This is a genomic window from Streptomyces sp. R35, assembly GCF_041053035.1.
Taxonomy (GTDB): domain Bacteria; phylum Actinomycetota; class Actinomycetes; order Streptomycetales; family Streptomycetaceae; genus Streptomyces; species Streptomyces lutosisoli.
In genome coordinates this window covers 201,352-223,292 of the sequence record NZ_CP163440.1, presented here as the reverse complement: position 1 = coordinate 223,292, position 21,941 = coordinate 201,352, and the positions used below count along the sequence as shown (strand labels likewise).

General features: G+C 70.5%; 23 protein-coding genes and 1 pseudogene. 18 read left to right on the top strand and 6 right to left on the bottom strand.

Annotated elements, in window-relative coordinates; translation table 11 throughout:
* Positions 1–8: 8 nt before the first annotated feature.
* From AB5J50_RS01105 to AB5J50_RS01095, 3 genes are read left to right on the top strand one after another with little or no spacing between them, the layout of a single operon-like run.
* On the top strand, positions 9–776 hold the full coding sequence (locus AB5J50_RS01105) for an SDR family NAD(P)-dependent oxidoreductase (RefSeq protein WP_369254015.1): 768 nt from the start codon (positions 9–11) through the stop codon (positions 774–776).
* Positions 773–1,963 carry an acyl-CoA dehydrogenase family protein gene (locus AB5J50_RS01100; protein WP_369254013.1) on the top strand — a complete coding sequence of 397 codons (1,191 nt, stop codon included), beginning with the start codon at positions 773–775 and terminating at the stop codon, positions 1,961–1,963. Before AB5J50_RS01105 ends, AB5J50_RS01100 begins: the two co-directional genes overlap by 4 nt.
* Positions 1,960–2,943: an NADPH:quinone oxidoreductase family protein gene (locus tag AB5J50_RS01095; protein ID WP_369254011.1), complete on the top strand. Its 984-nt coding sequence runs from the start codon at positions 1,960–1,962 to the stop codon at positions 2,941–2,943. Before AB5J50_RS01100 ends, AB5J50_RS01095 begins: the two co-directional genes overlap by 4 nt.
* Before the next feature lie 7 nt (positions 2,944–2,950).
* Here the strand turns inward: AB5J50_RS01095 and AB5J50_RS01090 are convergent, their stop codons facing one another.
* Entirely contained in the window at positions 2,951–3,814 is an 864-nt protein-coding gene (locus tag AB5J50_RS01090) for a mycofactocin-coupled SDR family oxidoreductase (RefSeq protein WP_369254009.1), read from the bottom strand.
* Between the two features lie 175 nt (positions 3,815–3,989).
* On the opposite strand from AB5J50_RS01090, the gene AB5J50_RS01085 reads away from it, so the two are divergent.
* The 6 genes and pseudogenes from AB5J50_RS01085 to AB5J50_RS01060 all read left to right on the top strand — a co-directional run bounded on the left by AB5J50_RS01085 (position 3,990) and on the right by AB5J50_RS01060 (position 7,208).
* Complete coding sequence (locus AB5J50_RS01085; protein WP_369254007.1) at positions 3,990–5,135, top strand: amidohydrolase family protein; 1,146 nt, start codon at positions 3,990–3,992, stop codon at positions 5,133–5,135.
* Entirely contained in the window at positions 5,132–5,359 is a 228-nt protein-coding gene (locus AB5J50_RS01080; RefSeq protein ID WP_369254005.1) for a hypothetical protein, read from the top strand. Before AB5J50_RS01085 ends, AB5J50_RS01080 begins: the two co-directional genes overlap by 4 nt.
* A gap of 7 nt (positions 5,360–5,366) precedes the next feature.
* Complete coding sequence (locus tag AB5J50_RS01075) at positions 5,367–6,179, top strand: mycofactocin-coupled SDR family oxidoreductase (protein WP_369254003.1); 813 nt, start codon at positions 5,367–5,369, stop codon at positions 6,177–6,179.
* Between the two features lie 5 nt (positions 6,180–6,184).
* Positions 6,185–6,646 (top strand): annotated as a pseudogene (locus tag AB5J50_RS01070) (NAD(P)-binding domain-containing protein); the annotation flags it as partial.
* The gene (locus AB5J50_RS01065; protein ID WP_369265267.1) at positions 6,629–7,036 is read left to right on the top strand and encodes an NAD-binding protein; all 408 of its coding nucleotides are present in this window, start codon (positions 6,629–6,631) and stop codon (positions 7,034–7,036) included. The pseudogene AB5J50_RS01070 and the gene AB5J50_RS01065, both read left to right, overlap by 18 nt.
* Positions 7,020–7,208, top strand: coding sequence for a ferredoxin (locus tag AB5J50_RS01060; RefSeq protein WP_369254001.1), 189 nt, complete (start codon positions 7,020–7,022; stop codon positions 7,206–7,208). The genes AB5J50_RS01065 and AB5J50_RS01060 overlap by 17 nt, the downstream gene beginning before the upstream one ends.
* Before the next feature lie 54 nt (positions 7,209–7,262).
* Here AB5J50_RS01060 and AB5J50_RS01055 read toward each other — a convergent pair whose 3' ends face one another.
* Positions 7,263–8,135 carry a VOC family protein gene (locus tag AB5J50_RS01055; RefSeq protein ID WP_369253999.1) on the bottom strand — a complete coding sequence of 291 codons (873 nt, stop codon included), beginning with the start codon at positions 8,133–8,135 and terminating at the stop codon, positions 7,263–7,265.
* Positions 8,136–8,298: 163 nt separating this feature from the next.
* On the opposite strand from AB5J50_RS01055, the gene AB5J50_RS01050 reads away from it, so the two are divergent.
* Both AB5J50_RS01050 and AB5J50_RS01045 read left to right on the top strand, forming a co-directional pair.
* Positions 8,299–9,159: an alpha/beta fold hydrolase gene (locus tag AB5J50_RS01050; protein ID WP_369253997.1), complete on the top strand. Its 861-nt coding sequence runs from the start codon at positions 8,299–8,301 to the stop codon at positions 9,157–9,159.
* A gap of 42 nt (positions 9,160–9,201) precedes the next feature.
* Complete coding sequence (locus AB5J50_RS01045; protein WP_369253995.1) at positions 9,202–9,801, top strand: TetR/AcrR family transcriptional regulator; 600 nt, start codon at positions 9,202–9,204, stop codon at positions 9,799–9,801.
* Positions 9,802–9,855: 54 nt separating this feature from the next.
* Here AB5J50_RS01045 and AB5J50_RS01040 read toward each other — a convergent pair whose 3' ends face one another.
* Positions 9,856–11,454, bottom strand: a complete 1,599-nt coding sequence (locus AB5J50_RS01040; protein ID WP_369253993.1) for an FAD-binding protein — start codon at positions 11,452–11,454, stop codon at positions 9,856–9,858.
* Between the two features lie 225 nt (positions 11,455–11,679).
* Between AB5J50_RS01040 and AB5J50_RS01035 the strand changes: the two genes are divergently transcribed.
* The 4 genes from AB5J50_RS01035 to AB5J50_RS01020 all read left to right on the top strand — a co-directional run bounded on the left by AB5J50_RS01035 (position 11,680) and on the right by AB5J50_RS01020 (position 15,493).
* The gene (locus AB5J50_RS01035; protein ID WP_369253991.1) at positions 11,680–12,513 is read left to right on the top strand and encodes a 2-keto-4-pentenoate hydratase; all 834 of its coding nucleotides are present in this window, start codon (positions 11,680–11,682) and stop codon (positions 12,511–12,513) included.
* A complete protein-coding gene (locus tag AB5J50_RS01030; protein ID WP_369253989.1) occupies positions 12,510–13,472 on the top strand; it encodes an acetaldehyde dehydrogenase (acetylating) in 963 nt (320 codons plus the stop codon). Before AB5J50_RS01035 ends, AB5J50_RS01030 begins: the two co-directional genes overlap by 4 nt.
* Positions 13,469–14,479 (top strand): 4-hydroxy-2-oxovalerate aldolase, encoded by a 1,011-nt coding sequence (gene dmpG, locus AB5J50_RS01025; protein ID WP_369253987.1) that lies wholly within the window; start codon positions 13,469–13,471, stop codon positions 14,477–14,479. The genes AB5J50_RS01030 and dmpG overlap by 4 nt, the downstream gene beginning before the upstream one ends.
* Before the next feature lie 213 nt (positions 14,480–14,692).
* Positions 14,693–15,493, top strand: coding sequence for an IclR family transcriptional regulator (locus tag AB5J50_RS01020; protein WP_369253985.1), 801 nt, complete (start codon positions 14,693–14,695; stop codon positions 15,491–15,493).
* A 73-nt stretch (positions 15,494–15,566) separates the two neighbouring features.
* On the opposite strand, the gene AB5J50_RS01015 is transcribed toward AB5J50_RS01020, so the two are convergent.
* Entirely contained in the window at positions 15,567–16,337 is a 771-nt protein-coding gene (locus tag AB5J50_RS01015) for an SDR family NAD(P)-dependent oxidoreductase (RefSeq protein ID WP_369253983.1), read from the bottom strand.
* A gap of 3 nt (positions 16,338–16,340) precedes the next feature.
* Positions 16,341–17,873, bottom strand: a complete 1,533-nt coding sequence (locus AB5J50_RS01010) for a long-chain fatty acid--CoA ligase (RefSeq protein ID WP_369253981.1) — start codon at positions 17,871–17,873, stop codon at positions 16,341–16,343.
* 172 nt (positions 17,874–18,045) lie between these two features.
* On the opposite strand from AB5J50_RS01010, the gene AB5J50_RS01005 reads away from it, so the two are divergent.
* The 3 genes from AB5J50_RS01005 to AB5J50_RS00995 all read left to right on the top strand — a co-directional run bounded on the left by AB5J50_RS01005 (position 18,046) and on the right by AB5J50_RS00995 (position 21,154).
* The gene (locus AB5J50_RS01005) at positions 18,046–18,834 is read left to right on the top strand and encodes an enoyl-CoA hydratase/isomerase family protein (protein WP_369253979.1); all 789 of its coding nucleotides are present in this window, start codon (positions 18,046–18,048) and stop codon (positions 18,832–18,834) included.
* Positions 18,835–18,939: 105 nt separating this feature from the next.
* Positions 18,940–19,998, top strand: coding sequence for an alcohol dehydrogenase catalytic domain-containing protein (locus AB5J50_RS01000; RefSeq protein ID WP_369253977.1), 1,059 nt, complete (start codon positions 18,940–18,942; stop codon positions 19,996–19,998).
* Between the two features lies 1 nt (position 19,999).
* Positions 20,000–21,154: an acyl-CoA dehydrogenase family protein gene (locus AB5J50_RS00995; protein ID WP_369253975.1), complete on the top strand. Its 1,155-nt coding sequence runs from the start codon at positions 20,000–20,002 to the stop codon at positions 21,152–21,154.
* A gap of 40 nt (positions 21,155–21,194) precedes the next feature.
* Here the strand turns inward: AB5J50_RS00995 and AB5J50_RS00990 are convergent, their stop codons facing one another.
* On the bottom strand, positions 21,195–21,902 hold the full coding sequence (locus AB5J50_RS00990) for a TetR/AcrR family transcriptional regulator (protein WP_369253973.1): 708 nt from the start codon (positions 21,900–21,902) through the stop codon (positions 21,195–21,197).
* Between the last annotated feature and the right edge of the window lie 39 nt (positions 21,903–21,941).

The window sequence follows — 21,941 nt, the reverse complement described above, 5'->3', positions numbered from 1 at the left end:
AGTTTGATGTGAACATCGACGGATCGTCGGGGCTGGTCACCGGCGGCGCCTCCGGCCTGGGACTGGCCACCGCGCGCCGCATCGTCGACCGTGGCGGCCGGGTCGTCCTGGCCGACATCTCCGAGGAACAGGGCGTCAAGGCGGTCGCCGACCTCGGTGAAGCCGCCCGCTTCGTCCGCGCCGACGTCACCGACGAGGCCTCGGTCAACGCGGCCCTCGACGCAGCACAGGATGTCGGTCCGCTGCGCTTCGTCGTGCACTGCGCCGGGCGCGGCGGCGACCGCACCCGGATCATCGACCGCGACCGCACCCCCGGCGAGCTCACCGCCTTCGCCGAGGTCATCCGCGTGAACCTGATCGGCACCTACAACGTGCTGCGCCTGGCCGCCGCCCGCCTCTCCGGCAACGAGATCGTCGGTGGCGACCGCGGAGCCGTCGTCCTGACCGCCTCCGTCGCCGCCTTCGACGGCCAGATCGGCCAGACTTCCTACACCGCCGCCAAGGCGGGCGTGCACGGCCTGACCCTCGTCGCCGCCCGCGACCTGGCCAGCTGGCAGATCCGGGTGAACACCATTGCCCCCGGCATCATGGACACCCCCATGCTCGGCCGGCTCCGCGCCGACATCCGCGACGGACTCGCCGCGACCGTGCCGCACCCCAAGCGCCTCGGCGAACCCGACGACTTCGGCCGCCTCGCCGTGGAGATGCTGGAGAACCCCTACCTCAACGGCCAGACGATCCGCCTCGACGGCGCCATCCGCATGGCCCCGCGATGACATCGGCGACGACACAGGCCGAGACCGACGAGCAGTTCCGCGCCCGCCTGCGCGCGTTCCTGACGGAGCAGCACCCCGGCCGCCGCCCCAAGGACCCCGTCGAGCGCCTCGCCTGGCAGAAGAAGTGGCTGGCCACGCTGTACGACGCCGGTTACGCCGGCCCGAGCTGGCCGCGTGAGTACGGCGGCATGGACCTGTCCTTCGCCCGCCAGGTCAGCTACCAGGAGGAGTACGCACGAGCCCGTGTCCCCGGCCCCCTGGGCACCGGACTGGGCATCGCCGCCCCCACCCTCATCAAGTACGGCACGCCCGAGCAGAAGGAGCGCCACCTGCGCCCCATGCTGCGCGGTGACTCGGTGTGGGCCCAGGGCTACTCCGAACCGGAGGCGGGCTCCGACCTCCCCGCCCTGCGCACCACAGCACGCCGCGAAGGCGCGGAGTACGTCGTCAACGGGCAGAAGGTGTGGAACAGTTCGGCCGACATCGCCGACGTCCTCTTCACCCTCGTCCGCACCGGACCGCCCGACTCCCGGCAGAACGGCATCAGTTACCTCCTGATCGACGCCCACGCCCCCGGAGTGACCGTCCGCCCGCTGCGGGACCTCACCGGCGACGCCCACTTCTGCGAGATCTTCTTCGACGACGTGCGCGTGCCGGTCGCCGACCGGATCGGCCCCGAGAACGGCGGCTGGCCCCTGGTCCGCACGAGCCTCGGCCACGAGCGCGCCGCCGGAGCGATGAACCAGGCGGCCCTGTACCGGCGCGTGCTCGACGAGTTGGTCGAGCTGGCGCACGAACGCGGGGCGACCGCCGACCCCCTGGTCCGCGACCGGCTGGCGGACTTCGAGATCCGCGTGACGATCATGCGGCTCACCGGGATGCGGACCATCGCCGACATCATGGCGAAGGGCGAGCCGGGACCGGCCTCCTCGACGTCACGGCTGTTCATCGTGACCTTCGAGCAGGAACTGCACGAGTTCGCCCTGGAGTTGCTGGGCTCCTACGGCATCCTCGGCCGGCGCGATCCGCACGCCGTGCAGCGCGGCCGCTGGGTGTGGGGCTTCCTGCGCACCCGGGCCTCGACGATCGGCGCGGGCACCGCCGAGATCCAGCGCAACACCATCGCCGAGCAGGTACTGGGCCTGCCCCGGGACCCGGCGATGCCGACCACCGGAAGGACGCGATGAGAGCCGCACGCTGTACGCAGTACGGGCCTCCGAACCGTCTGGAGGTCGTCGAACTGGACGACCCCGCACCCGGCCCGGGCGAGGTCCTGGTCCGCGTGCACGCCGCCGCGGTCAACTTCCCGGACGTCCTGCTCGTCTCGAACCGCTACCAGGTCCCCGCACCGCTGCCGTTCACCCCCGGCAGCGAGTTCGCCGGAGTCGTGACCGCGCTGGGCCCCGGCGTGACCGGGCCCCCGGTCGGCTCTCCGGTGGCCGGGGCAGTCATGACGGGTGCGTTCGCCCAGCAGGTCGTCGTGCCGGTCACGGGCCTGCGCCCCGTCCCCGACGGGCTCGACATGATCCATGCCGCCGCCTTCCACGTGACGTACGCGACCGCCTACCACTCGCTGGTAACCGTCGGGCAGGCCGTCGAGGGGGAGTGGGCGGCCGTGCTCGGGGCCGCCGGCGGGGTCGGCTCCGCGGCCGTCGACATCGCGACCCGCCTCGGGATGCGCGTCGTGGCGGCGGCATCGAGCCAGGAACGGCTCACGGTCGCCCGCAAACTCGGCGCGGAGGCCGGTGTGGACTACGTCCACGAGGACCTGAAGACACGCGTCCGGGCGCTGACCGGCGGCGAGGGCGCGCACCTCGTCGTCGACCCCGTGGGCGGCGACCACGCGGAGGCCGCCCTGCGCGCGCTGCGGCGGAGCGGCCGGTTCGTCACGGTGGGGTACGCCGACGGGAAGATCCCCCGGATCCCGCTCAACCTGGTCCTGCTCAAGGACGCGGTCGTACGGGGCTTCGAGATCCGCATGCTGCGCCAGTACGCCCCGGACGCGGTGGCCGCCGGCGACCGGGCGCTCGCCCGGATGGTCCGTGACGGGATGCGCCCGCTCGTCTCCCGCGTCCACCCCCTCGCCGAGGTGGCGTCCGCCCTGACGGACGTGGCGGAACGGCGCACCACCGGCAAGGTGGTCATCGACTTGACCGCGGGAGCGTGAACTCCGCTCAGAACGTCGGGAGTTGGGGGCGCCGCTTGACGTAACCGCCGGCGTCCACACGCATCTGCATGCCGGTCACGTACTGGGACTCGTCCGACACCAGGAACAGCACCATGTCGGCGATGTTCTCCGGCTCGACGTAGGGGATGCCGAACCCGGTCGTCGCCGGGAAGGAGGGCAGTGCGTCCTCGCGGGTGGGGTTCTCCAGGTCGGGCCGGAACGTGCGATACATGACGTCGCTGTTGAGCATGTCCGTGTTGACGTTGGTGGGGTGGAGCGCGTTGACCCGGATCTGCCGGGACGCGAGGACCGTCGCCAAGTCATGGACGAAAGAGGCCACTTGGCGCTTGGCGAACGAATAGCCCAGCCCGCCGGGCCCGTTGGCCGGGTTGTCCGTGGTCGCGGGTATCAGCCCGGCGATCGACCCGGTCGCGACGATCGAGGCGCCGTCGGGCAGATGGGGCAGAGCGGCGTCGACCGCGTGCACGACGCCGTTGAAGTCGACCGTGACGGCGTCCAGGAAGGCCTGGACGCTCTTCCCGGCCCCGATCGGGCAGATGCCGGCCTGGGCCACGACCGCGTCGAGCCGTCCCAGCTCGGCCACCCCCTCCGCCACCACCGCCTTGAGCGCGGCCGGATCCCGCACATCGGCCTTGCGGGCGACGATGCGCCGGCCGAGCTTCTCGACCTGCCGGACCGTCTCCTCCAGGTCCTCGGCGGTGGCCAGCGGGTAGCCGTTGGTGGCGATGTCCTCACAGAGGTCCACGGCGATGATGTCGGCGCCCTCCGTGGCGAGCCGGATCGCCTGGGCCCGGCCCTGGCCGCGCGCGGCCCCGGTGATGAAGACGACCTTGTCCTGCACTCGACCCATGGGGTCTCCTTCCGTCGAACAAAAGAGTAGCCTTAATGCTGGCTCAGTGAGCCTGAGCGTCTCGATGATCGCCGAATCATGCGGGACATCGGTGATCGCTTCCGCTGAGTGGGACTTGTTCAGTGCACACAATGTGCCCGGTGCTAGAGAGTCTGCGAGACCGAGGGAGCGCAAAGTGCCGTTGCAGCCGTGGATGAAGTTGCTGTCGACCGACGACCATCTGATCGAGCCGCCGCACCTGTGGTCGGACCGACTGCCGGCGAGGTTCCGGGAGGCGGGTCCGCGCATCGTGGAGAAGCCGAGGGGAGAGGGGCAGGCGCCTGCCGAGGTGTGGGTCTACGAGGACCGGGTCTACCCCTACATCGGCCTGAACGCCGTAGCGGGCAAGAGCCCCGAGGAGTTCGGCCTCGAACCGACGCGCTACGACGAGATGATCCCGGGCTGCTACGACCCGAAGGCCCGGATCCGTGACATGGACCTGGACGGGGTGTGGGGCGCCCTGTGCTTCCCGTCATTCCCGGGGTTCTCCGGACATGTCTTCCTGGACGGCAAGGACCGGGAGCTCGCGCTGCTGTGCGTCCAGGCCTGGAACGACTTCGTCCTGGACGAGTGGTGCCCCACCGCGCCGGGCCGGCTCATCCCCCTGGCCATCATGCCGCTGTGGGACGTCGACGCCTGTGTCGCCGAGATCCACCGGACCGCCGCCAAGGGCGCCAAGGCGATCTCCTTCCCGGAGAACCCGGCCCCGCGCGGTCTGCCGTCCTTCCACACCGACTACTGGGACCCGCTGTTCTCGGCGGCCGAGGAGACCGACCTGCCCCTGTGCCTGCACTTCGGGACCTCGGGCCGGGCACCGAAGACCGCCGACGAGGCCCCGTTCGCCGTGACGATCGCCCTGTTCGGCTGCAACGCCATGTACGCCACCGCCGACCTGCTCTTCTCCCCGGTGCTGCACAAGCACCCCAAGCTGAAGATAGGCCTCTCCGAGGGCGGCATCGGCTGGATCCCCTACCTGCTGGAGCGCAGCGACGGCACCTGGGAACGGCACCGCTTCTACCAGAACGTCAACCAGAGCGTGCGGCCCTCGGAGCTGTTCCACAGGCACTTCCACGGCTGCTTCATCGACGACCGCTTCGGCGTCGAGAACCGCCACCACGTCGGCATCGACAAGATCACCTGGGAGTGTGACTACCCGCACTCCGACTCCTACTGGCCCAAGAGCCGCGCCTACGCCGCCGAGGTCCTGGCCGACGTGCCCGACGACGAGGTCCACCAGATCGTGGAGCTGAACACCCGCCGCATCTACAACCTCCCCGCATGAGCCGCCTCCCGGAGTCCGAGCGCTCCGACTGGACCGACCTCGACCTGCTCACCCGCGAGGAGGCCCACGGCCGTCTCCTGGCCGAGATCGCCGACACGGACGTTCGCCTGGCCGAACTCGGCGAGGGTGAGTCCGACGCGGCCGAACGTGAGCTCCTGCAGTCCCGGTTGCGCGCTCTGCGGGAGGCCGCCGAGGACCTGATCGACCACTCGAAGAAGGGCTGAGGCGGGCATGGGACGTGTGGAGGGCAAGGTCGCGCTCATCACCGGAGCGGCGCGGGGGCAGGGCCGCTCGCATGCCGTACGGCTGGCCGAGGAGGGCGCGGACGTCGTCGTCACCGACGTCTGCCACGACATCAGCGAGGAACTGCCGTACTCGCTGGCGACGAAGGAACAGCTCGAAGAAACGGCCGAGTTGGTGAGGAAGACCGGTCGGCGATGTGTCGCCGTCCAGGCCGATGTCCGTTCTATCGCCGAGATGCGCGCCGCCGTCGACGCGGCTCGCGAGGAGTTCGGGCGGCTCGACATCGTCCTCGCCAACGCCGGTGTCATGAGCATCGGTGCGGCCTGGGAACTGTCCGAGGACGCCTGGGACGTCGTCGTCGACGTCAACCTCAAGGGCGCCTGGAACAGCGCGCGGGCCGCGATCCCCTGGATGATCGAGGCGGGGGAGGGCGGCTCGATCGTCATCACCAGCTCGGCCGCCGGTATCCGCGGCCATGTGCCGTACGCCCATTATGTGGCCGCCAAACACGGAGTGGTTGGCCTGATGAAGGCCCTGTCCAACGAACTCGCCCCGCACCGCATCCGGGTGAACACCGTCCACCCCACCGGCGTCAGCGACACGGGCATCACCGTCGGCGTGCCCATCGAGGAACTCGCCGCGCGCGAACCGCTGTTCGGCCTCGCCGCGATGAATCCGCTCGCCCCCTACGTTGAGCCGCGGGACGTGTCGAACGCCGTCCTGTTCCTGGCCTCGGACGAGGCACGGTACGTCACGGGACTTCAGTTCACCGTCGACGCGGGGTCGACCAACAAGCCGTAGGTCGGGGAGGGCACATGACAATGTCGACGGTCGGGTTCCTCGGCGCCGGGCAGATCGGCGAACCCATGGTCGAGCGGCTGCTCGCGGCCGGTCACCAGGTGCGCCTGTACGCACGGCGGGCGGAGGTGCGCGCGCGGCTCTCGGCCGCGCAGCTCGTGGCGGAGCCGGCCGACGTGGCCGCTTCCGACGTCGTCGTCAGCTGCCTCTACAGCGACGCGCAGATGCTCGACGTATTGCCCGAGGTCGTGGCAGCCATGGACGCCCGCACGGTGCTCGTCTCGCACACGACCGGAAGACCGGGCACGCTCGAGCGCCTGGCCGCGTACTCACCTGAGGGGCGGGCCGCGATCGTGGACGCGGCGTTCAGTGGAACGGCCGACGCGGTGCGTGCGGGCCGGCTCGTGGTCTACCTGGGAGGCGAGGCCGGGCACGTCGCCACGGCCCGCCAAGTGGTCGCCGCCTACGCCGAACCCGTGCTCACCACGGGCGGGCGCGGCTCTGCCCTGCGCGTGAAGCTCCTCAACAATTTGTTGTTCGCCGCGATCGCCCAACTCACGCTGGGCGGAGTGGAAGCGGGGAAGGCTCTCGGCATCGAGGAGAGTGCCCTGCTCGACGCCCTCGCCGTCAGCAGCGGCGGTTCGACGGTCGGCCGGTACATCACCGCCCGGGGCGGGGCCCAGCCCTTCATCGCGACGGTCACGCCGTATCTGCGCAAGGACGTGGAGGCCTGCGGAGACGTCGCGGCGGAGGCCGGTGTCGACCTGTCGACGCTGCTGACCGCCGCCCGCAGTGGGCCGATACGGCTCGGCCGCCCCTCACCTTCGGAAACGGAGCTGTTGCATGAAGATCACCATTGACACGACGATGTGCTCCGGCCACGCGCGGTGCGCGGCTGCCGCACCGGAAGTCTTCCGTCTGGACGACGACGGCTACGCGCTGCCCTTCGACGGAGAGGTCCCGGAAGGCCTCGAAGAGGCGGCCCGCGACGGCGAACGGGCCTGCCCGGAACGGGCGATCACCATCGAGTGACACGACTGAGCCCCACGGTCCGAGGCCGTGGGGCTCAGTCATTCCCCCGCCTGCTCAGCCGGCCGGCTGCGGCGGCGGCGTGAAGTGGTGGCCCCAGAACGCGCCGTCCGTGATCTCGTAGACGGGAACCGGCTCGGGCACCTTCAGGCCGTTCCAGCCGAACTCGACGGCGTAGTTCTCCGGCGACCAGACATAGAACGACACCATGTGGTCGTTGGTGTGCTTGCCGAGCGAGTGCATCATCGGCACCTCGTACTTGCCGGCCCGGTCCAGGGCCCGCCCCACGTCGTCCAGCGTCGCGCCCTCGACCATGAAGTGCAGCAGCCGCCCGGGACCCGGCATCGGCGTGACACCGAGAGTGTGGTGGCGGGGATTGCAGCCCATGAACCAGGTCGTGCCGCCGGGGGAGCGCATGGTGTTGCGCTCGATGAAGCCCAGGACATTGACGTAGAAGTCGAACGTCGACCGCGCGTCCTCGGCCGAGATGATGGCGTGCCCGAAGCCCATGTCGCCGGTGACGAACTTCGATACCAGCGGGGTCTGCACCGGCACATGGTCGAGGGTCGTGCCGTAGAACAGCTCGACCGGGTTGCCGCCCGGGTCGTTGAACTTGACGAAGCCCGTGACCTTCCGCTCCGCCGCCTCGGCCTCGGTGCCGGCCGTCACCTTGATCCCAGCCTTCTCGACATCCGCGACCAACCGCGCCAGCTCCCGCTCGTCGAGGACCTCGAAGCCCAGCGCCGTCATCGTGGGCTGAGCGCCCGGAGAGATCACGATCCGGGCCGGATAGTCGTCCATCCGGAAGGACAGCGACTCCGAGTCGCCGCCCTCGACGGGCATCAGGCCGAGGAAGTCGGCTCCGAAGGCCCTCCACTTGTCGAGGTCGTTGGACTCCAGACGCAGGTACCCGAGTGAGCGAACACCCATCAGGCCCTCCCCTCACATTTGGTCAGGTCCGGGGCGGCCCGTCGGGCCCCCGGTATCGGTACCTTCGTGACGTTAGACAGCCCGGCCCCCCTGCCGCCGGGGCCGTCCCACTGATCGGGAGACGTACGGCGACCGAGCCCTCGCCGGTGCGACGGTGAGCGTCATGACACTCAGCTACGACGACACCCTGCGTGAACTCCCCACCGACGACGGCACGTTGCGCTACCACGAGGCCGGTGACGGTCCCCCGTTGCTCCTGTTGCACGGGTCGGGGCCGGGCGTCACCGGCTGGCGCAACTACCGGAACAACCTGCCCGTGCTCGCCGAGCACTTCCGCTGCCTGGCCCTGGAGTTCCCCGGCTTCGGGGTGAGCGACCCGACCGCCGAGAACCCGATGGCGGCAGGTCCCAAGGCCGTCCTGCGCTTCCTCGACGGCCTCGGCCTCGACCGTGTCGACGTCATCGGCAACTCCATGGGCGGGTTCGTCGCCGTGGGGCTCGCGGTCGCCCACAAGGACCTCTTCCGCAGGATCGTGACCATCGGCGGCGTGGGCCGCAACATCCTCTCCCCGGCGCCCAGCGAAGGCCTCAACCTGCTGGTTGAGTTCGCCGAGAACCCGACCCGGGACAACCTCGTGCAGTGGCTGCGGGCGATGGTCCACGACCCGGCCCTGCTCACCGAGGAACTGATCGAGGAGCGCTGGGCGAGCGCCACCGAGCCTCAGACGCTGGAGGCCTCCCGCCGGATCTACGGGCGGCAGGCCATGGCCGCGATCCAGGCCGCCCAGTCCCAGTCCGACCAGCCCATCTGGGCCGCACTCCACAAGGTCACCGCACCCACCCTGCTGACCTGGGGCCGGGACGACAGGGTCACGCCCCTGGAGAGCGCGCTGCTGCCGATGCGTACGATTCCCAAGGCCGAACTGCATGTGCTGCCGGACTGCGGGCACTGGGCGATGATCGAGCAGAAGGCGGCCTGGGAGAGCGCGGTGCTGGCCTTCCTGACCCGCCCGGAGGCCGGCTGAGTGCCGACTGCGGGAGCAGCCGACGACAGGGGGGACGACGACGTGGCGAGACCCGCAGAGGTACGGCAAGCAGCCGCTCCGACGTCGAGCCGGCAGGCCGCCCGTCGGGTCCGCATCCTGGGCGCGGCCGCCGAACTCGGCGCGCGCGAGGGGCTGGCGAGCGTGCAGATGCACGATGTGGCCAAGGAGGCGGGCGTCGCGATCGCCACGCTCTACCGCTACTTCCCCTCCAAGCCCTACCTGTTCCTCTCGGTGCTCGAATGGCACATCGACCAGTTCCTCGGAGGCCGCGACACCGGCCCGGCGGCCGACGAGGTGGCGGACCCCGCGGCCGAGGTGGCGGAGATGCTCATCGCGCTGAGTGGGAAACTGCTGGGCAGTCCGCTGCTGGCCTCGGCGGTGGCGCTGTCGTCGTTCACTGAGTACGCGAGCGCCGTCCCGACACAGATCGACATCGTGGAGCGATCGCTGGGACAGCGGCTCCTGCACCTGCTCGGGGACCGTGCGGACGCCCGCAGCAAGGTGCGCCTGCTCGTCTACACGTGGTGGGGTCTGTTCGTCGCCATGCTGACCGAGGAGATCTCCACCGATCAGGGTGAGACCGACCTCCGGCTGGCCGCACGGCTGATCACGGCGCCGTAGCGCACAGCACAGTGCCCGGGACACTCGCCGTGTCCCGGGCACACGTGCGTCACGTCAGTCCGCCGATCCCGCCATGTCCAGCACCGCCAGATACCCGAACGCGAGACTCGAACCGATCGGCGTACCCGCCCCCGGGTACACCCGCCCCGACATCGCGGCCGCGGTGTTCCCGGTCGCGTACAGGCCCTCGATCGGCCGGCCGTCCGGCCGCAGCACGCGCGCGTGGGTGTCGATCCGCAGACCGCCCTTGGTGCCGATGTCGGACGGGACGATGGTCGCCACGTAGTACGGCGGCTCGTCGATGGGCAGGAGCAGCGGGTTCGGCCACTCGGGCGACGGTTTCGCGGGGAAGTTCTGCCGGGGGTCGGCCGGGAAGGGGACGATGTGGTGGAACATCTGGTCCCACGGCGTCTCACCCCGGTGGAACCGCGCGTCGACACCGGACTTCGCGTACCCGTTGAACTCCTCGACGGTCCGCTTCAGGGCGTCGAACGGCACGTCGATCAGGCGCGCCAGCTCCTCCAGACTGTCGGCTTTCTTCAACGCCCCAGACTCCAGCCACTGTTCGGCCCCCGGCGTGGCGGGCGGGAAGCCGATGCCGTCCCGGTCCATCTGCCGCTGGTCGAAGATCCAGTGCGCCGGAATGTGGCTCACTCCGGTCGTGTGGTGCAGCCGTACGATCTCGTGCGCGGCCTGGTCGTACGGCCGTGTCTCGTTGACGAAGCGTTCGCCCGCGCCGTTGACCCAGATCCCGCCCCGGGTGCCGGTGTGGAAGACCGGCAGCCCGTCCGGGTGGACCAGCCCCGGGACGAACCAGGCCTCGTCGAGCAGGTCGGTGTCCGCGCCCACCGCGATGCCCGCCCGCAGGGCGTCACCGGTGTTGGCCGGGGCACCCTCGGACCACTCTCCGGTGAGCGGCGCCTGGTGCTTCTCACGGAGCTCGCGGTCGCGCTCGAAGCCGCCGGCCGCGAGGAGTACACCTCGCCCGGCCCGGATCCGGACCCGCTCACCGTCGCTGAGGACCTCGACGCCCACGACCCTGCCGTCCTCGACGACCAGGCTCTCCAGCGCGGTGTTCAGCCGCAGTTCGCCGTTGCCCGTCTCCAGGAACGCCGACAGCGCACGGCCGATCAGGGAGCGGCCGCCAGAGAGCATCGGGCCCTCGTCGAAGCGGAACCGCTCGGTGGGAAGCGATCCGCGCACCAGTGCCCGGCGCTCTGCGAGCTCCGCGACCTCGAGCGGGGGAGGGAAGACGGTGTGCCCGGTGGGTGACGATCCCGGGGCCGAGGCGTAGTAGTCCGGGACCGGCCCGTGGACGAAGGTCTGGAACCAGGAGTTCTGCTCCAGTTCGTCGATCAGCCGGGGCCCGGCCGCCAGATACGCGTCCTGGAGCGCCTCCCGGGACGGGTCGTCGACGACACTGCGCAGATATGCCCGCACCTCCTCGACGTCGTCCCCGAGACCGGCCCGGCGCAGCGGAGCGGATCCCGGGAACCACAGGCCGGCTCCGGAGTACGCCACGGTGCCGCCGACCCGGTCGGTCTTCTCGACGACGAGGGTGCGCAGGCCGCGCGACGCCGCCACGTACGCCCCGACCAGACCTCCGCCGGACCCCACGACCACCACGTCGTAGGCATCCTCGTTGATGCTCATCCGAACCTCCTCATGAGTGCCGACCGTGCTGGGTGGGGCGTGGGGGAACGAACAGGGTGCGCCCAGCGGTTCGCCGGACGACGCTAACGAGGCGGTGTGGGGCCGTCGTTGTGCCATCTCGCTCATCGAGACCCGGGCGCCGGCGAGTCCCGGTGAGCGGAACGCTCGCGGCTGCCCGCCGGCACGGCGGCTCAGGCTGAAGGCCGGCACGAGTTGAGGATGGCAATGACAGACGTTTGGGAACCGACTGCCGTCGCGAACCGTGAGACCGCGGTGGCCGAGGCGGCCGTACGACTCACCCGGGCAGCCCGTGACCACCGGCCCTGTGCGCCGGTACGGGACCTGCTCGGCGCGAGTGACATCAGCCTCGCGTACGCCGTTCAGCGACGCGTCATCGGGGACCGGATCGCTGCCGGGGCACGGGTCGTCGGCCGCAAGATCGGGCTGACCTCGGAGTCGGTGCAACGTCAAGTGGGCGTGGACCGGCCCGACTTCGGTGTCCTGCTGGACGACATGGACGTCACCGGACTGCCGGCCGTCCCCAGCGACCGGCTGCTCCAGCCCCGGGTCGAGGCGGAGATCGCGTTCGTGCTCGCCGAAGACCTGGACGGTGACGACCTCGACGTCGAGCGGGTCAGGTCGGCGGTCGGGCACGCCGTGGCCGCGCTGGAGATCGTGGACAGCCGGGTCGCCGACTGGGACATCGCGATCACGGACACGGTCGCCGACAACGCCTCCAGCGGCCTGTTCGTCCTCGGACAACAGCGGGTCGGGCTGGGGGAGTTCACGCCCCGGGACGTGACCATGCGGCTGTACGCCGACGGCGAGCTCGCCTCCGAGGGCGACGGCGCGGCCTGTCTGGGCGACCCGCTGGCCGCCCTGCTGTGGCTGGCGCGCACCGCCCGGGAGTTCGGCGACCCGCTGCGCGCCGGGCAGGTCGTGCTCTCCGGTGCCCTCGGTCCGCTCGTCCCCACCCCGCCAGGCAGCACCGTACGGGCCGAGATGTCGGGCCTGGGTTCGGTGACCGCGACCTTCTCACCCAAGGAACAAGACGGATGACGAAGACCAAGGTGGCCGTAATCGGCTCCGGCAACATCGGCACCGACCTGATGATCAAGGTCATGCGCCTGTCCGACACCCTGGAGATGGCCGCCATGGTGGGCATCGACCCGGACTCGGACGGTCTGGCGCGCGCCGCCCGACTGAAGGTCCCGACCACCCACGAGGGCGTCGACGGCCTGATCCGCATGGACGGCTTCGACGACATCGAGATCGTCTTCGACGCCACGTCCGCGAAGGCACATGTCGACAACGCCAAGAAGCTCGCCCCGTACGGCAAGCGGCTCGTCGACCTCACTCCGGCGGCCCTCGGCCCGTACGTGGTGCCGACGGTGAACCTGGACGAACACCTGACCGGCGCCGACAACGCTGTCGACAACTTCAACATGGTCACCTGCGGCGGCCAGGCAACGATCCCGATCGTCCACGCGGTCAGCCGGATCACGCCCGTGCCCTACGCCGAGATCGTCGCCTCGATCTCCTCCAGGTCGGCCGGACCCGGCACCCGGGCCAACATCGACGAGTTCACCGAGACCACCTCCGGCGCCATCGAGAAGGTGGGTGGCGCCCGGCGCGGCAAGGCGATCATCGTGCTCAACCCGGCCGAACCGCCGCTGATCATGCGGGACACGGTGTACTGCCTGATCGGCGCCGCGGACCACGACGCGGTCCGGAACTCGGTCGAGGAGATGGTGGCCGCGGTCGCCGAGTACGTGCCCGGCTACCGGCTCAAGCAGCAGGTGCAGTTCACGCCGGTCCCGGCCGAGGACCCCATCCACACGCTGCTGCCCGACGACATCACGGAGCGGCCGGCCACCAAGGTCTCCGTCTTCCTCGAGGTCGAGGGCGCCGCCCACTACCTGCCCGCCTACGCCGGCAACCTCGACATCATGACCTCGGCCGCCCTGCGCGTCGCCGAGCGCATCGCCCGCCGGACGACCGCTGAGGTGACCAAGTGACCCGCAGGCTCTATGTACAGGACGTCACCCTCCGGGACGGCATGCACGCCATCCGGCACCGGATCACGCCCGAGTTCGTGTCCAAGATCTCTGCGGCACTCGACCGCGCGGGCGTGGATGCGATCGAGGTCGCCCACGGCGACGGACTGGCCGGCGGTAGCCTCAACTACGGGCCGGGCAGCAACACCGACTGGGAGTGGATCGAGGCGGCAGCGGACGCCATCGACCGCGCCGTCCTCACCTCCCTGCTCCTGCCCGGCATCGGCACCATCGTCGAACTGAAGCGGGCCTACGCCCTCGGCGTCCGCTCGGTGCGCATCGCCACCCACTGCACCGAGGCGGACGTCGCCGCCCAGCACATCTCCACCGCCCGCGAACTCGGCATGGACGTCTCCGGGTTCCTGATGATGGCCCACATGGCGTCCCCGGAGGCGCTCGCCGAGCAGGCCAAGCTGATGGAGAGCTACGGCGCGCACTGCGTGTACGTCACCGACTCCGGCGGCCGGCTCACCATGGACGGCGTACGCGACCGCATCCGCGCCTACCGGGAGGTCCTCGACCCGGCGACTCAGATCGGCATCCACGCCCACGAGAACCTCTCCCTGTCGGTGGCCAACTCCGTGGTGGCCGTGGAGGAAGGGGTGACCCGGGTCGACGCGTCGCTCGCGGGACAGGGTGCGGGAGCGGGCAACTGCCCGATCGAGCCGTTCGTCGCCGTCGCCAACCTCTACGGCTGGAAGCACGACTGCGACCTGTTCGCCCTCCAGGACGCCGCCGAGGACCTGGTCCGGCCTCTCCAGGACCGCCCGGTGCGCGTCGACCGGGAGACTCTCACCCTCGGCTACGCCGGCGCCTACTCCAGCTTCCTGCGGCACGCCGAGACCGCGGCCGAGCAGTACGGCCTGGACGCCCGCACGATCCTGGAGGAGGTCGGCAGGCGCGGCCTCGTCGGCGGACAGGAGGACATGATCGTGGACATCGCCCTGGACCTCACCGCCCGCGGCTGACACGGATCCGACGTACCGCTCCCCGGAAACGTTCTTCCGGGGAGCGGTACATTTTTGTGCTCCGCAGAAAATAGACCGACCGTCCCAATTAATCGGTGCACGACTCTATCTCTGCGGCCCGAGGCATTGATACCTTGACGCCGGCGCCGAACTAGAATTGATTTCAGTTTGAGCAGAGAGGCACCGACGATGACGTCTGCCCTTCGCCTGAGCATGCGATCCCCCGAGGTGGACGGGGCCGCGCTGCCTCCGTCGATGATGGAGCGCGTGACGTTGATCATGGACCTTTTCGAAAGTCCACAGACCCACCTGACCCTCGAAACGGTTTCCCGCCGGACACATTTGCCCCGCTCGACCTCTCACCGGATACTCGACCAGCTGGTCCGGCTGGACTGGCTGCGGCACACGGTGGCCGGATACACGCTGGGACCCCGTGCGCTCGGCCTGGGAGGCCGGGAGATCGGACACAGCGCGCTGCGGGCCGCCGCCGCACCGCACCTGCTGGATCTCGCCGTGCGCACCAGGATGGTCGTCCACCTGGCCGTGCTGGACGGGCCGGAGATCTACTACCTGGACAAGGTGGGAGGCCGCGCGGCGGTGGACATCCCGTCGCGGGTCGGCGGCCGGGCGGTCGCCCACTGCACGGGGCTCGGCAAGGCCATGCTCGCCTGGCTGAGCCCGGAGGAGATCGATGCCCGGTACGCGCAGGTGATCGAGCGCCGCACCCACCACAGCATCGGCCGCCTGGACCAACTGCACCGCGAACTCGGCCTGGTGCGCCGCCGCAACGGGCTGGCGATCGACCGGGGCGAGTGTTTCCCCGATCTCGGCTGCGTCGGCCTCGCACTGCGCGGGCCGGAGGGGCCGGTCGGGGCGATCTCGGTGGTCGGGGACGGCCGCTCCTCGCTGGAGCTCGTGGCCCCGCTGGTGGTCAACGTGGTGCGGGCCGTCTCCAAGGAGCTCTTCGGCACCTCGGAGTCCTACCCCCGGGACGTGCCGTCCGTGGTCGGATAGCGGGAAGCCGCCCCGGCTCGCTGGGGCGGCTTTCTGAGGTTCCAGCCACGTCAGCCGGCCACCCGCGGCGCAGTCACCACGCCGTCCAGCCCCCGTCCACGGTGACGGTCGTACCCGTCACGAAGCGCGAGGCGTCCGAGGCGAGGAACACCGCGGCGCCGCCCAGTTCCTCGACGTTGCCCACCCGGCCCAGGGGCGTGCCTCCCACGATCCGCTCGCCCCAGCGGCTGTCCAGCAGACCCGAGCTGAGGTCCGTACGGAAGTAGCCGGGCGCCAGGGAGTTGACCCGCACGCCACGGTCGGCCCACTCGACTGCGAGGGACTTGGTGAGCGCCTCGACGCCGCCCTTGCTGGCTGCGTACGCGGCGATCCGCTCGAAGCCGGTGCTCGCGTGCACCGACGAGACGTTGACGATCGACCCGGACCCTTGCGCCAGCATGACCCTGCCGGCCTCGCGGCAGCAGAAGAAGGTGCCCTGGAGGTTGATGTCGAGCACCCGCCGGAAGTCCTCGTCGGTGACGAACTCGCTGCGGATGAAGTGCGGGCTGATCCCCGCGCAGTTGACGACGGCGTCCAGTCGCCCCGTCGCCCCGGTGATCCGCTCGACCGTAGTGCGGACCGCGTCGGAGTCGGCGACGGAGCCGGGCAGCACCAGCACCTTGCCGCCGTACCCGGCGAGTTCGGCCTCCAGGCTCTCCAGGTCCGCGGCGGTACGGGCGGTCACCGCCACGTCCGCCCCGGCCTGGGACAGGGCGACCGCGATCGCCCGGCCAAGACCCTTGCCCGCACCGGTCACCCAGGCGGTCCTGCCGTCGAGGCGCAGGTCGGTGTTGACATCGGCCATGGGTCAGCCCTCCACGGGGATGTCGCGCAGGGTCCGCTTGAGGACCTTGCCCGAGGGGGTGCGGGGAAGTTCGTCGACGACGTCGAAGCGGACCGGCACCTTGAACTTGGCCAGCCGCTCCAGGCAGAACTCCCGCAGCTCGTCCGGCCCGGCGCCCGCTCCGGGCCGGAACACCACGAAGGCGCGCGGGACTTCACCCCAGCGGGGGTGGGCCAGGCCGACCACCGCGGCCTCCAGGACGGCCGGGTGTTCGTACAGCACCCGCTCGACCTCGGGCGTGGCGATGTTCTCCCCACCGGAGACGATCATGTCCTTCTTGCGGTCGTCGATGAAGAGGAAGCCGTCCTCGTCGACGTGCCCGATGTCCCCGGTGTGGAACCAGCCGTCCTTGAGAGCGGCGGCGGTGGCCTTCTCGTCACGCCAGTAGCCCGCGAAGACCTTCGGGCCGCGCAGGGTGATCTCGCCGAGCTCGCCGACCGAGACCTCCTTGCCGGTGTCGTCGACGATCCGCACGCGCGTGTGCGGCACGGGACGGCCGACCGAGCCCAGTTTGGACAGCGCGTGCTCGCGGTCCAGGAAGGTGTCGCCCGAGACGGTCTCGGTCAGTCCGTAGGCGTCGGCGAACCAGGCGTTGGGGAAGGCGTTCATGATGCGCCGCAGGACCGGCTCGGGCGTCTTCTCGCCGCCGCCGAGGATGAAGCGCATCGAGCTGGTGTCGTACGACACCCGGCCCGGGACCTCTAGGACCGCGTTGACCATCGCGGGGGCGAGCCAGGCGTTCGTCACCCGGTGCTCCTGGATCGCGCGCAGGGCGCCCTCCGGGTCGAACTTCCGCTGGAGCACCACGCTTCCGCCCGCGTACAGGACTCCGAGGGCCGGCATGTCCAGTCCGCCCACGTGGTACAGCGGCCCGCAGACCAGCGTGGTGTCGGCCGCGGTCAGGCCGAAGTGGACGATGTGCGCCAGATTCTTGGCCTGCACGTTCCCGTACGTGATGCGCACGCCCTTGGGCCGTGAGGTGGTGCCGGAGGTGTACATCAGCCGCTGAAGGTCGTCCGCCGCGACGTCCACCGGCTCGACCCGGGCGCCGTGGTGCAGGTCGAGGAGGGCCTCGTAACCCGTCCATTGTCCTGCCGGGGCCTGACCGTCCACCAGGACGCGGTGCTCCAGGCCGGCCAGCTTCCCGGCGATGCGGTCCGTGGCGCGCACGAACTCCGGCTCGGTGACGATCACCTTCGCCTGGGCGTTGTCCAGGATGTACGCCCACTCCTCCTCGGACAGGCGGTAGTTCAGCGGCAGGAAGACCGCCCCGACGCGGCTCGCCGCATGGACCAGCTCCAGGAACTCGGGCCGGTTGTAGAGGAGCAGGGCCACGACGTCGCCGCGCCCGACGCCCAGCTCTGTCAGGCCGGCGGCCAGCCGGTTCACCCGTTCATGGAGTTCGCGCACCGTCAGACGGCGGTCCTCCTGCGTCACGGCCACAGCGTCGGGCCGCTGGGCCAGGTGGTAATCGAGGATGCTCGAGAAATTGTGCACGGCGACTCTTCCGGCTCGGCGGCCAGGATTATCCCGACCGGTCGGTTGCCCGCTACCAAGATTTAGTGTACCTCTTGGTCTATAAAACGTTGAGCCGCACTTTACGACGGAGCCCACTGGTCGACAACCATCCGGACTGGCTCTAAGTCACCCCCACACCGAGGAGGGCCCCTTGCCTCGCATCCGCCTCGACACCGACGGACCCGTTGTCACGGTCCGCCTCGAACACCCGCCGATGAACGCCTTCGACACCGCCCAGCGCGCCGAGCTGGCCGCCGCTGTGCGCGAGCTGGCGGACGACCGCGCGGTGCGGGCCGTGGTGCTGTACGGCGGCGAGCGGCTGTTCGCCGCGGGGGCGGACGTCAAGGCGCTGGCCGTGATGGGCCCCGAAGAGGTCCGGGGCTGGAACCGGGCACTGCAGCGGACCTTCGACGAGGTCGCCCGGCTGCCCGTGCCGGTCGTCGCGGCGGTCACCGGGTACGCGCTCGGCGGCGGCCTCGAACTGGCCCTCGCCGCCGACTACCGGGTGGCGGCCGGCGACGCGGTCCTCGGCCAGCCCGAGGTGCAGCTCGGCATCATTCCGGGGTCGGGCGGCACCCAGCGGCTGACCCGGCTGATCGGGCCGTCCCGTGCCAAGAACCTCCTGATGACCGGCCGCCGGGTGGACGCGGAGGAGGCGCTGCGCCTCGGACTCGTCGACGAGGTCGTGCCCGCGGGCGAGGTGTACGACACCGCCCTGCGATACGCCCGGAAGCTCGCCGAGGGTCCCGCCGCGGCTCTGGAGGCGATCAAAGAGGCCGTCGACCACGGCGCCGACTCCGGTCTGTCCGCCGGGCTGGCGCTCGAACGCTCCCTGTTCACGGGAGTGTTCGGCACGGCGGACGCCGCCACCGGCATCCAGTCCTTCCTCGAACACGGCCCGGGCAAGGCGCGCTTCGAGGGACCAGAGCGAGACAAGTAGGCGATTGGGAAGCGCCCCCGAAGGGGCGCGGGGAACTGCGCGCCCAGCCACGACGGCGCAGCAGCAAACGAACAACCCATCGCGGCACTGAAAGGGGCGGAGAAGATGAAGGCACTGCGCTGGCACGCCGCACGCGACCTACGACTGGAGGAGGTCCCCGACCCCCCGCAGCCCGCGTCGCACGAAGCGGTCGTCGAGGTCTCCTGGTCGGGCGTGTGCGGCACCGACCTGCACGAGTTCCTCGAAGGCCCGCACATGATCCGCAGCGATCCGCACCCGCTCACCGGTGCCAGCCCGCCCCTCGCCCTCGGCCACGAACTGAGCGGCACCGTGGTCGCGTTGGGCAGGGCGGTGCCCGGCATCGCGATCGGTGACCGGGTGACCGCCGACCCCGTGTGGCGGTGCGGTGTCTGTTTCTGGTGCGTGCGCGGCGAGTACCACATCTGCCCGAAGAGCGGCTCGGTGGGCCTCGCCTCGCCCGGCGCCTTCGCCGACCGCGTCACCGTGCCGATCGCGGGTCTCACTCGGCTGCCCGACAACGTCAGTGACGAGATGGCGGCCGCCGCCGAACCACTCGCCGTGGGCCTGCACGCCGTCACCCGGGCTGGTGTCCGGCCCGGCGACAACGTCCTGGTCGTCGGCGGCGGCCCCATCGGCTTCGCCGTCGTCCTCGCGGCCCGCCTCGCCGGCGCCGCCGGGCTCTACGTCAGCGAACCCCTCGAGGAACGCCGGGAGAAGCTCCTCGACATCGGTGTCACCGAGGCCTTCGACCCGCGCGAGACCGATGTACGCCGTGAGGTGTTCGTGAAGACCGGCCGCATCGGCCCGGACGTCGTCATCGACGCGACCGGTGTCCCCGCGCTCGCGGCCCAGGCGGTGGCCACCGTCCGGCGCGGCGGGCGGGTCGTGCTCGCCGGTGTCGGCCACGGCAGCGTCGAGTTCGACATGGGCCAACTCGTCTTCTACGAGCGGTCCGTGCTCGGCACGCTCGGCTACAACTTCGACATCCCCCGGGTGATCGACCTGATGAGCACCGGGCGCCTGGACGCCTCGCCCCTGATCACCGGACGTTTCTCGCTCTCGGAAGGAGCCGGGGTCTTCGCGGACCTGGCAGCCGACCGCGCAAAGCACCTGAAGGTGCTGCTGACCCCGAAGGGACTGTGACATGGATTTCGACCTGCCGGAGGAGACGCGGGACCTGCAGGACATGGTCCGCGAGTTCGCCGCCAAGGAGATCACCCCCAACGCGGCCGAGTGGTCGGAGAAGGAGGAGTTCCCGACGCACATCTTCACCAAGCTCGGCGAACTCGGCCTGATGGGCATGCTCGTGCCCGAGGAGTACGACGGCGCGGGTTCCGACACCGTCTCCTACGTCGCCGTCATGGAGGAACTCGGCGCCGCCGACCAGTCGGTGGCCTCCTCCTGGAACGCGCACTCCACCATCGCCACCCTCCCGCTGCTGGCGTACGGCACCGAGGAGCAGAAGCGGCGCTGGCTGGCCCCGCTGGCCCGGGGCGAGGCCATCGGCGCGTTCGGCCTGACCGAGCCCGGTGCCGGTTCCGACGCCGCGGGCATCACCACCACGGCACAGCGGCGCGACGGCGGCTGGGTGATCAACGGCACGAAGATGTTCATCACCAACGCCGGCACCGACATCAGTCAGGGCGTCACGCTGCTGGCCACCACGGGCAGGAACGAGGACGGGCGGAAACGGTTCGCCACCTTCTACGTCCCGACCGGCACCCCCGGCTACACCTGCGGGGCCAAGCTGAAGAAGCTCGGCTGGCACGCCATGGACACCCGCGAGTTGATCTTCGACGACTGCTGGATCTCCGACGACCACCTCATCGGCGACGAGGGAGGCGGGCTGCGCCAGTTCCTCTCCGTCCTCGACAAGGGCCGTATCAGCGTCGCCGCCCTGGGCCTGTCCCTGGCCAAGGCCGCGCTCGCGCTGGCCGTCAAACACGCCACGGAGCGCCACCAGTTCGGCCGGCCGCTGTCGTCCTTCCAGGCGGTGGCGCACAAGATCGCCGACATCGGCACCGAGTTCGAGGCCGCCCGCTGGATGGTCTACCGCGCCGCCTGGCTCGCCGACCACGGCCGCCCGTACAGCAAGGAAGCCGCGATGGCGAAGCTGTACACCTCCGAGGTCGCCAACCGGGCCGCCTCGCACGCGCTGCAGATCCACGGCGGCTACGGCTACGTCCGCGAGTCGGAGATCTCGCGGTTCTACGCCGACGCCAAGATCCTCGAGATCGGCGAGGGCACGAACGAGATCCAGCGCGATGTCATCGCCCGGGCGCTGGTGAAGGAGGCATGAAAGGCGAAGGGGCCCGCGGTGTGCGCCGCGGGCCCCTCGGTCAGCCGGTGACCTCGGCGGACTGCCACTCGGCTTCAGGGTCGAGCGGCAGATCGGGGCGGTCGCGCTTGAATGCGTCCGCCTCCTCCTCCACGTCCGGCAGGGCGGCGCCCGGCGCGCCGAAACCGCGCAGGAGGGTGCCGCAGTACTCACGCGACAGCTGGGCCGCGTCCCAGCGGCCGTCCGGCTTCACCCACTGGTAGGTGTGGTTGTGCAGGTTCAGGAACTGCAGGGTGGCCAGCCGCGGCGGCATCGCACGGAAGCGGCTCTGTCCCAAGGCCTCCGTGAGCAGTCCTCTGACCAGCCGCTCGAACTCGGCGCGCTGGCCGAGCAGCGTGTGCAGGTAGTCGCCGGTGAGACTGCGGTAGTCGTGCTCGTAGACCCAGATGTGGTCGAGCCTGCGCAGGATGATCGTCAGCAGCGACTCCGACAGCAACCGCAGCCGCACCAGCGGATCCGCGTCGAGGGCCGCGATCTCCCGGGCCCGGGACAGCAGCGGGGTCATCACCCGGGACTGGATCTCGATCAGCAGGTTCTCCTTGGAGCCGATGTAGTAGTACAGCGCTCCCTTGGCGAGCCCCACCGCCCGGCCCAGGTCGTTGACGGAGGTCGCCGCGTAGCCCTGGCGGGCGAACAGCTCGGCGGCCGTGTCGATGATCTTCTGCCGCCGGACCTCGTAGTCCGGCCCGTGGCCCGGTGGTCTGGGCATTTCGTCTCTCCCCGGCCGACGAACAGTTTGATAGACCAG

Excerpts from the sequence above, each read along its gene's own strand:
- AB5J50_RS01015 (WP_369253983.1), bottom strand. The coding sequence starts at position 16,337 with ATGGCCGATGTCAACACCGACCTGCGCCTCGACGGCAGGACCGCCTGG.
- AB5J50_RS01050 (WP_369253997.1), top strand. The coding sequence starts at position 8,299 with ATGACACTCAGCTACGACGACACCCTGCGTGAACTCCCCACCGACGAC.
- AB5J50_RS01000 (WP_369253977.1), top strand. The coding sequence starts at position 18,940 with ATGAAGGCACTGCGCTGGCACGCCGCACGCGACCTACGACTGGAGGAG.
- AB5J50_RS01030 (WP_369253989.1), top strand. The coding sequence starts at position 12,510 with ATGACGAAGACCAAGGTGGCCGTAATCGGCTCCGGCAACATCGGCACC.
- AB5J50_RS01055 (WP_369253999.1), bottom strand. The coding sequence starts at position 8,135 with ATGGGTGTTCGCTCACTCGGGTACCTGCGTCTGGAGTCCAACGACCTC.
- AB5J50_RS01080 (WP_369254005.1), top strand. The coding sequence starts at position 5,132 with ATGAGCCGCCTCCCGGAGTCCGAGCGCTCCGACTGGACCGACCTCGAC.
- AB5J50_RS00990 (WP_369253973.1), bottom strand. The coding sequence starts at position 21,902 with ATGCCCAGACCACCGGGCCACGGGCCGGACTACGAGGTCCGGCGGCAG.
- AB5J50_RS01035 (WP_369253991.1), top strand. The coding sequence starts at position 11,680 with ATGACAGACGTTTGGGAACCGACTGCCGTCGCGAACCGTGAGACCGCG.
- AB5J50_RS01100 (WP_369254013.1), top strand. The coding sequence starts at position 773 with ATGACATCGGCGACGACACAGGCCGAGACCGACGAGCAGTTCCGCGCC.
- AB5J50_RS01060 (WP_369254001.1), top strand. The coding sequence starts at position 7,020 with ATGAAGATCACCATTGACACGACGATGTGCTCCGGCCACGCGCGGTGC.
- AB5J50_RS01020 (WP_369253985.1), top strand. The coding sequence starts at position 14,693 with ATGCGATCCCCCGAGGTGGACGGGGCCGCGCTGCCTCCGTCGATGATG.
- AB5J50_RS01075 (WP_369254003.1), top strand. The coding sequence starts at position 5,367 with ATGGGACGTGTGGAGGGCAAGGTCGCGCTCATCACCGGAGCGGCGCGG.
- AB5J50_RS00995 (WP_369253975.1), top strand. The coding sequence starts at position 20,000 with ATGGATTTCGACCTGCCGGAGGAGACGCGGGACCTGCAGGACATGGTC.
- AB5J50_RS01090 (WP_369254009.1), bottom strand. The coding sequence starts at position 3,814 with ATGGGTCGAGTGCAGGACAAGGTCGTCTTCATCACCGGGGCCGCGCGC.
- AB5J50_RS01040 (WP_369253993.1), bottom strand. The coding sequence starts at position 11,454 with ATGAGCATCAACGAGGATGCCTACGACGTGGTGGTCGTGGGGTCCGGC.
- AB5J50_RS01095 (WP_369254011.1), top strand. The coding sequence starts at position 1,960 with ATGAGAGCCGCACGCTGTACGCAGTACGGGCCTCCGAACCGTCTGGAG.